We start from the raw sequence: 309 nt of genomic DNA, 5'->3' as shown, positions 1-309 counted from the left end.
CTCTCCGGCCCGGCGGCGGAATTGAATGCTCGCGGCCATGCCCAGCTGCGCGTAGAGGGGGTGGACGCCCTAGAGACTCACTATCAGGGATACCACCAGCCCATGAAGCTGGCGAGAGCGGCCTGCCGATATCTGCTATCATATCTGGGAATCGATGAGGTGGTGTGGGATGAGAGCCAGAGCAGGGTAATCAAGGCCCAAGACGAGACCGAGGGCTATATCCTGGCCAGAAGCACCGAGGCAAACCGGCGGCCTGTGGCCTTCGTCTTTGCCGGCGGAATCGAACATAGAGACGGCTCCGAGGTCATC

At 61.2% G+C, this 309-nt stretch carries 1 pseudogene; it reads left to right on the top strand.

The features are described from left to right. Nucleotides 1–309: pseudogene (locus BP727_RS07280) on the top strand (hypothetical protein); the annotation flags it as partial.

Source organism: Methanosaeta sp. UBA356 (assembly GCF_002496465.1).
Classification (GTDB): domain Archaea; phylum Halobacteriota; class Methanosarcinia; order Methanotrichales; family Methanotrichaceae; genus Methanothrix; species Methanothrix soehngenii.
Note: the sequence above shows the minus strand (reverse complement) of the source record. Positions and strands in the feature narration are given on the sequence as shown.